This window comes from Viridibacillus sp. NPDC093762 (assembly GCF_050279675.1).
GTDB lineage: Bacteria > Bacillota > Bacilli > Bacillales_A > Planococcaceae > Viridibacillus.
The window spans coordinates 44907-52735 of sequence record NZ_JBNNUK010000011.1 but is presented as its reverse complement, the minus strand read 5'-3'; the positions used below and the strand labels follow the sequence as shown (position 1 = coordinate 52735).

General features: G+C 34.2%; 5 protein-coding genes and 4 tRNA genes. 1 reads left to right on the top strand and 8 read right to left on the bottom strand.

Translation table 11 applies throughout. The features are described from left to right. Nucleotides 1–228: 228 nt before the first annotated feature. Nucleotides 229–402 carry a hypothetical protein gene (locus ACQKM9_RS14220; protein ID WP_157059193.1) on the bottom strand — a complete coding sequence of 58 codons (174 nt, stop codon included), beginning with the start codon at nt 400–402 and terminating at the stop codon, nt 229–231. Nucleotides 403–657: 255 nt separating this feature from the next. On the opposite strand from ACQKM9_RS14220, the gene ACQKM9_RS14215 reads away from it, so the two are divergent. Further along, nucleotides 658–1092: a hypothetical protein gene (locus ACQKM9_RS14215; RefSeq protein WP_427734994.1), complete on the top strand. Its 435-nt coding sequence runs from the start codon at nt 658–660 to the stop codon at nt 1090–1092. 131 nt (nt 1093–1223) lie between these two features. On the opposite strand, the gene ACQKM9_RS14210 is transcribed toward ACQKM9_RS14215, so the two are convergent. From ACQKM9_RS14210 to ACQKM9_RS14180, 7 genes are all read right to left on the bottom strand, one after another. Then, entirely contained in the window at nt 1224–3335 is a 2112-nt protein-coding gene (locus tag ACQKM9_RS14210; RefSeq protein WP_427734993.1) for a DUF2339 domain-containing protein, read from the bottom strand. Between the two features lie 432 nt (nt 3336–3767). After that, nucleotides 3768–3840: transfer RNA gene (locus ACQKM9_RS14205), tRNA-Phe, on the bottom strand. A gap of 3 nt (nt 3841–3843) precedes the next feature. Next, nucleotides 3844–3920: transfer RNA gene (locus tag ACQKM9_RS14200), tRNA-Met, on the bottom strand. 31 nt (nt 3921–3951) lie between these two features. Then, a tRNA-Ser gene (locus ACQKM9_RS14195) sits at nt 3952–4044 on the bottom strand. Between the two features lie 6 nt (nt 4045–4050). Then, nucleotides 4051–4125: transfer RNA gene (locus tag ACQKM9_RS14190), tRNA-Gly, on the bottom strand. A gap of 666 nt (nt 4126–4791) precedes the next feature. Continuing rightward, the gene (locus ACQKM9_RS14185; RefSeq protein ID WP_427734992.1) at nt 4792–6396 is read right to left on the bottom strand and encodes a M20/M25/M40 family metallo-hydrolase; all 1605 of its coding nucleotides are present in this window, start codon (nt 6394–6396) and stop codon (nt 4792–4794) included. Beyond that, nucleotides 6396–7826, bottom strand: coding sequence for an amino acid permease (locus ACQKM9_RS14180; RefSeq protein ID WP_427734991.1), 1431 nt, complete (start codon nt 7824–7826; stop codon nt 6396–6398). Before ACQKM9_RS14180 ends, ACQKM9_RS14185 begins: the two co-directional genes overlap by 1 nt. Between the last annotated feature and the right edge of the window lie 3 nt (nt 7827–7829).

Sequence of the window (7829 nt, the reverse complement as noted above, 5' to 3'; positions counted from 1 at the left end):
GCGCAGATAAACAATGCATCCAAAGGCTTTATCTTCATTCAGTAGGTGTTTGGATACCTACTATAAAGAAACAAAATCCACCACCTTCAGATGATGGCGTCTCTTACTGAATGAATTCAAAAGTGGTCTGGCCACTTTTGAAGTTGGCTTTATCTTACAAAATAATTATTTGAAAGTAAAGAAAAAACTGCATAAAAATTTATGCAGTTTCTAATATTCCCTTCAATTTCATATTCTTTTCGTCGTTTGTGCATATTTTATTTTCACTTGAGGTCTACCAAAGCGCTTTTCAAGCGTTCTCTCAATGTAAAGCAATTCATCTTCTAGTAAAAGCTCTTGAACAAGATGAAAAACTTGCGGGAATAAGGTTACAGAAACCGTTCCAAACTCATCCTGAAGCATGTAAACGGCGACCTACAAGGAAAGCACGTACCTGGCATCGTCCGGACGTGGCCCACTGAGCCAATACCCAGGGTTATTAATCGTAACTTTTTTATAATCGTCGCGACTTTATTTTAAACATCGTATCCTTTTTATAAACATCGCAACTTTATTTCAATTCTACAGTTGACTCCGTTTTTTATATTTGTTATAACAACTTTTACCCTATAATTTCTTTTTGATAAAATAGAAATTACAAAGGGGGAAAGCTATAAAATGAAATTGTCACTAAGTTATGATGAGGATAAAATTTATTTTAAAAATGAAGAACATGGTTTTTTAGGTTATACCACATTTGAAGCAGATTTTTGGGATTGGATTTCCAAGTTATCTTGGACAGTAAATACAAAGAAATTTTTAAATGGTGAAAAAACCTATATAAAAACGAGCAATAAAGAATTCGTAGAACATTCTACATTACATCAATCGGTAATGGCTCATTGGTATGGAATAAAGGAATTTCTAGAAACCAAAGAAAAAGATTTTATAGTGGAACATCATAATAATCAAGCATTTGACTGTACTCTTAAAAATTTATCTTTCGCACATAATGATTTAAATCTAGCAAAAGCACATACTTTTGATAAAAATCAACCTAGATTAGCTTTTCTTCGTAATTGTAAAATGTTTAATCTTTTAATAAATCTATAAAAAATTTATTCAAAATAAAAATGCACACTACTAAAATCAAATTTAGTAGTGTGCATTTTTTATTAAATGTGAAACATTATAAACAAAACGCTATCTAATAAGATGTAAAATACAATTACTTGTACTTAATCTTACAGAGTAAAATCTTCTTTCTGTAATAATTTATTCGACAACCATAAGCCAAATCCACCAATGCTTATAAAGAGGATTGCACGAATAAGTAAATCCAAATACGAAAGGTCAAAGAAGATTAATTTCGCAACTCCGAAAACCAAAAAACTGTATCCAGTATACCGGATAAATTTTTGTTGTTCTTTCGAACTAATCCATAGTGCAATACAAGCAGTAATTAGAATAATAATCGTATGCCCAGTATAAAGGAACCTTTCACCGAAATAATGTACTTTATGAATTTGTGATACCAATGTAATAACTGCAATCATATCTACAAGAAGTCCGATAGAAATAATAGGACCCACGGATTTTCTTAATTGTTCCTGCCATTTTCTAAAGTAGTTTTTCCCTTTATAAATTGAATATAGTAAGTAACTAAATATGACAGCATAAACTATTCTCAAAACGATATTTTTGGTAACTACCTGGTTAGATAATTCCTCTAACGGTAAAACATAGATCATTGAATAGCAGAAACTAAATAGGAATACTACCGGTAAAAACCTTCCGATAAATTTCTCCTTTATAAATAGCATTACGACAGTTGTAACAGCTAAGACAATTATTAAGAAGTATGGCAACTCACCTTCTAAATGGAAATAGCCATAATCTATCTTAGCAATATAGGAAAATACATAAAAACTTATTAAAATCGGCACAATCTCTAATATTGCAAACTCTTGCATTACTTTTTCAAAACGTCCTAATTTACTTTTTGGACGATTTGCAATTATAAATATGACAACCATATATACAACCACGAGTAATTGATTGATATTTTCAAAGCGCCAAAATGGATCGACTGAACTTTCTAAAAAGACAAACAAAGCAGTAAGTGTAAATATGAACGAATTTGTTACTTTCATCAAGCTAGCACGTAAACGTAGGGCTAAAAGCAAACTGATAAATGCAGTGAACGGTAATAAGAACTCTTTCAAGTTAGTTGCTAATTCTAATTGAACGAAGAAATTCATCGCAGCTACTAATGCCACGGTACTGAAAACATCTATAAGTCTTCTCTGCTTTTTCAAATAAGCATAACTCCCAAGTCCGATGAAACCAATCATGTAAACTAGTAAGAAAAAGCTAGTATAATTAACAGCTATTACATTTATGAAAAATAAACTAATCATACTAATACTAAAGAGTAGACTCTCATATAGCGTTGATATTTTTTGTTCAACTTCATAAAACCGAATCCAACTGTATATGAAGATTGCAATTACTATTAAAAATGTACAACCAAATGCAATCTCTTGATAACTATTCATAAAACCAACAATTAATACTGCCATTTGCGAAAAGAGTAACCCTGTATATAGTGCAATTATTTGATGATGCTTCCAAATAACAATTTGTAAACAAGCAAATAATATAACAATAAAACCTAATATTATAGACTCACCAAACTCCATATACTCAAGTAAATATGGTAGAAGTAGCGATGTGAATGCTACAAAAACAGTCAGTACTTCATTCTTTTTCATGTAACTAATAACAATTCCATATACAATATATAGCATCGCAACGAACAGAGCCATTAGTAATGGTAAAACATCATACAAAATGGCTCCAGCAGCCGTCGTCAAAATACCGATGATAAATGCACCGCCGTACAGCGTAATATACAACGCTTTTTGACGTTTCTTTTTATACTCCATAAAGTATGCTAGCCCCACTAAAACAAGTGAGAATACATACGCTAATGCAATTTTAAAACCATTAGCTAAAATTCCATAATCACTGATTAACTTTAGTCCCCATAAGACACCAAATACAATCATAATCATAAAAACTTTCGGTAATGACCAAACAAGCATCTCTTCTATAGTCTTTTCCTTTTTCGGTTCTTGAAGAGATGTATTATTTACCTGTACTTTCTTCCTTGGCTGCTGTTTAAGCCGCTCATTCTTTATAGCAGACTCCATTTCTGTATGTATGATTTCAGCTTTTTCTACACTTTTGGTTCGTGGATCGATTTGATTTTGTAGCTGAGCCATTTCCCTCTTTAATATAGAAACTTCCTGCTCTAGCTCAACTAGTCGTTTCTCTAAATTATGTGAATGCATTTACACTCTCCTCCTATTAAATATACACGTCATTATACACATTACCCTTGCACAAAACAATGACTTTAGTTAAAAAAAATGTAAAATTACACTTTTTACGGAATGATATATCTTATTTAACTTATTCATTGCTAAATTAAATTCTCTCTTTAATATATGAAAGAGCTACTGACGTTATAATGGAAGATTTCTGAAATGATATATAAAAATTGGATTCGATATTCATAATTCAATACACATTATGAATATCGACACGAAAAGTAAAAGTGGACTAAATTTAACTCTATAGCTCCACTTCCTTTTATTATCACTATCTATACCTACAATTCCCTAATGTCCTACACATAAGTAGCTATCACATTCAAAATAAGATAACAAAAAAGAGTTATCCTACAAGTCAATTAGACTATTAGGATAACTCTTAATTATGTATGGGTCAGGACGGAATCGAACCGCCGACACTTAGAGCTTCAATCTAATGCTCTACCAACTGAGCTACTGACCCGATTGGTTGCGGGGACAGGATTTGAACCTGTGACCTTCGGGTTATGAGCCCGACGAGCTACCGAACTGCTCCACCCCGCGATAATAATATTGAAAGCCCTATTTTAAAAAATGGAGGAGGAAGAGGGATTCGAACCCCCGCGCGGTATGACCCGCCTGTCGGTTTTCAAGACCGATCCCTTCAGCCAGACTTGGGTATTCCTCCGTACTTTGGAGCGGAAGACGAGGTTCGAACTCGCGACCCCCACCTTGGCAAGGTGGTGTTCTACCACTGAACTACTTCCGCATTTATCATGTGCTCTTTAGTACATAAATTAATTTAACACATAATACATTTATCCGTCAACACATAAATAATATGTTAGAATATTTAATTTTTAAGATATATTAAAATAACAAATATACAGTGTTTCCATTTGCGCTAACACAAACATATTGCCTCCTAAAATATCGTCTAGTTTACTATAGTTCTAGATGGGTTTTCATTTAATCTAAATCTCTATTTTAATCTTCTAGACGATACTTTACAGTCTGATTTTCACACCTCTACTCATAACTGCATTATTGCTATATAGCAAAAACTCTAAATGTACCCATATCAAGTCCTGACTCTATTACTTTGCATGCGCCACTAAAATGCATTGGATATCAACTTGTCATTACATGATGTCATTCATTTTATCTACAAAAAAACGTCTCATACATCAATTTTCAGATGACGAGACGTATCTTTCATTACGCTATTGCTTTAAGGGTATAAGCGATTTGCAAGTTCCTCAAAATACTGTACACCATAAATTAGCGGTTCTTCATCGATTTAAAATTAAGGATACAGTGGATACATTTCACCCAATGCCTCATTTTTGACAATATTAAATAGCATAGATGCAGGTCCATTTTAGCATCGTCAGCAATATCTAAAGTACTTAATGAATAGACCTGATTGGATTCTTTAACTATTTATCTTATTGCTTGAACTGACATATTGTAATAATTTGTATAACAATTCTGGCATTTCTTCAAAAGCACTTTTCACATGTAAACGTTCTGAAATTTGGTGTGCATCTTTTCCAAAAGGCCCTACATTTAATACTGGTGCAGTGAATTGTTCCATTTCTTTAAATGGTATTGAATATGTTTGTCCCCAAACTGGCGTGTTTTTTTCATACGTTTTCCAATCTTTATCTGCTGTAAATTGACAATAACTCAGGTCACAAATACCGTTGAAATAATGAATATGTTCTAATGGAATATCATATTTCTTGGCTTCTCCTAGCAATAATGAAATTGCACCATTTATTAATGGGTTCTCTGAAGAATTCGCCGGCGGATAATATGGCGGTGCAAACAACAATACAACTGCTGGTGCAAGTTCTTGACAGTGAATCATTAATTGATCTGCAATGCGTAATGATTTCTCACGATCATCCCACTCTTCTTGACCAATAACTTCCTCGATTATTGAAGTCACTTTTGCTTCACCCAGCTTTTCAAGTGCATGGTTTTGTAATTCCTCAAATTTAATAACACGAATGTTACCTACACCATCAATACCTTGTTTTTGACAAAGTTCATCGTATCGCTTCTGGCAATTTGCCATCGCTTCATTTGCAACAGATTCAAAGATTGACATAATTTCACCCGCACTACGTTTCAATAAGAAGACGTTATACATAGCTACAGCACGATATGGTGTTTGCGTTGAATATTGCATTTTTAAATCTTTTAGCTGTAACGAAACAGGAAGTGGCGTTTTTTCGCCGTAATCTTCTTCACAGAATCGTTCATTCCATTCCATTTCCTGTGTTAAGAAAGAACTCATATAAGGAGCTGTGATACCTTTTAGTGGTTCTCCTACATGTGTCTCTTTGCCATAGAAAAGGGCTGAAGGCATGATTTTACCAATTGTTCCAGAATAAATATATTCCTGTAAATCTGCCGGTCCTTGTGAAAATGATGGTTCGCTATTTAAAAATAAGACTAATTCTAGATTCTCTTTTTCTTGTAAATGTGTAATATGTTTTACTGCTTGACGCATACCAGCAGAGTTTACTTCCTCATCTGGTACTGTTATTAACAGTAAATTCAATTTCCATTGTTCTTCCATTGCCCGCTCCATCAATTGCATTTGAAGTGCAAGCCCCATCTTCATATCCATTACGCCTCGACCAAATAAATAATCACCTGATTGTAAATCCTTCTGTGCGGATTTAGGTAATAAATTTGGATTTGCTAAAAAGGCTTTTGTTAACTCTTCAGGCATTGTTGCTAAAGGCATTAATGAACCGTACTCTTCGATTTGTACCGTATCAAAATGGCTGATTAAAACAACCGTTTCTTGCACATCAGGATGCTTATATAAAGCAGATACAACTTGACGCCCTTTATCGACATCACATAATTCAATATGTTGTGGATGCTGTTCAAAATAAGGTAACTGCTGTAATTTAGCTTGTAATTTTCTAGAAAATTGTTGTTCTCCTGTAGTCAAAGTCTGGCTTTCCCAACTGACTAGTTCACATAATAATTCTCGTAACTGTTTGGATGTACCCCACATTATGTCTCGCTCCCTTTTTCAATAATCACTTTTGGATCTTCAGGTGCAAAGGACTTCCCCTTTAGCCTTACTTGATAAAAGATTAAACAAGCTATGAAAAACCCTACCCCGTAAGCTAAACCCAATCTTTGCGTGGAATCCCATGCAAGAAACCCTAAAATCAATGCGCAAAACGCGATACAAAAAAGAGGAATGAATGGATAGTACTTTACTCGATAACCTAAATCCTTCAGTTGCCCACCGTTTTTTAAATAATGCTTTCTAAACATTAACTGCGATAATGCGATACCCATCCATGAAATCGTAACTGAAATTCCAGCAATAGACATGAGCAATACAAACACTGTATCTGCTTCCATAACACTCGTTAAAAGTGATAACAATGAAAATACCATTGTAAATACAAGAGCGTTAAAAGGGATTTTGTTTTTATTGACTTTTCCGAAAATTCTCGGTGCCATTCCTTCATTTGACATTGCCCATAATAATCGAGTTGATGCATAGAGACATGAATTTCCAACAGATAAAATAGCTGTTAATATAATGAAATTCATAATATCAGCTGCAAATGGAATCCCTACTAAATCTAACAGCGTTACAAATGGACTCTCTAATAAACCGAGTTCACTAGAAGGGAAAATAGCAGATAGTACAATAATTGAAGCAATATAGAAAAGAATGATACGAACTAAAATCGTACGAATAGCTCTCGGAATATTCTTTTGAGGGTTTTCAGTTTCCCCCGCTGCAATACCTACTAATTCAGAACCTTGATATGAGAATATTACGTTCATCATAGTGACAAAAATAATAGCAATCCCAGCTGGGAATAACTGTGTTGGCGCTAAATTTGTTAAATGCGGAGCTGGACGATCTGCAATAGGAACCCAACCGACAATGACAGCGATGCCAATAATAATAAAAATCACAACCGCCACTACTTTAATCCCAGAGAACCAAAATTCTGTTTCAGCAAATCCTCTTGTAGACAAGGCGTTCAAAGAAAACAGCAGTAACATAAAGAGTGCACACCATATCCAAACTGCTACATCTGGAAACCAATGTTGCATCAATATTCCAGCAGCTGTAAATTCAACACCTGCGGTTGCAGCTGAACCTACAAAGTACATCCAACCAAGGGAAAAACCTGCAGATGGATGTATATATTTTGTTGCATATGTTTGGAATGAGCCTGTTACAGGCATATGCACAGCAAGCTCACCCAAACAAGTCATCACCATATACAAAATTAATCCACCAATTAAATAACCAATAATGGCACCACCAGCACCTGCTTGATTAATCGTATAACCAACGTTTAAAAACAAGCCTGTACCAATCACTCCCCCAAGTGAAAGCATCAATAAGTGACGGCTTTTCATGGATCTCTTTAATTGGTTTGACTCATTCACCCCTTGTTGATCGTTCATACC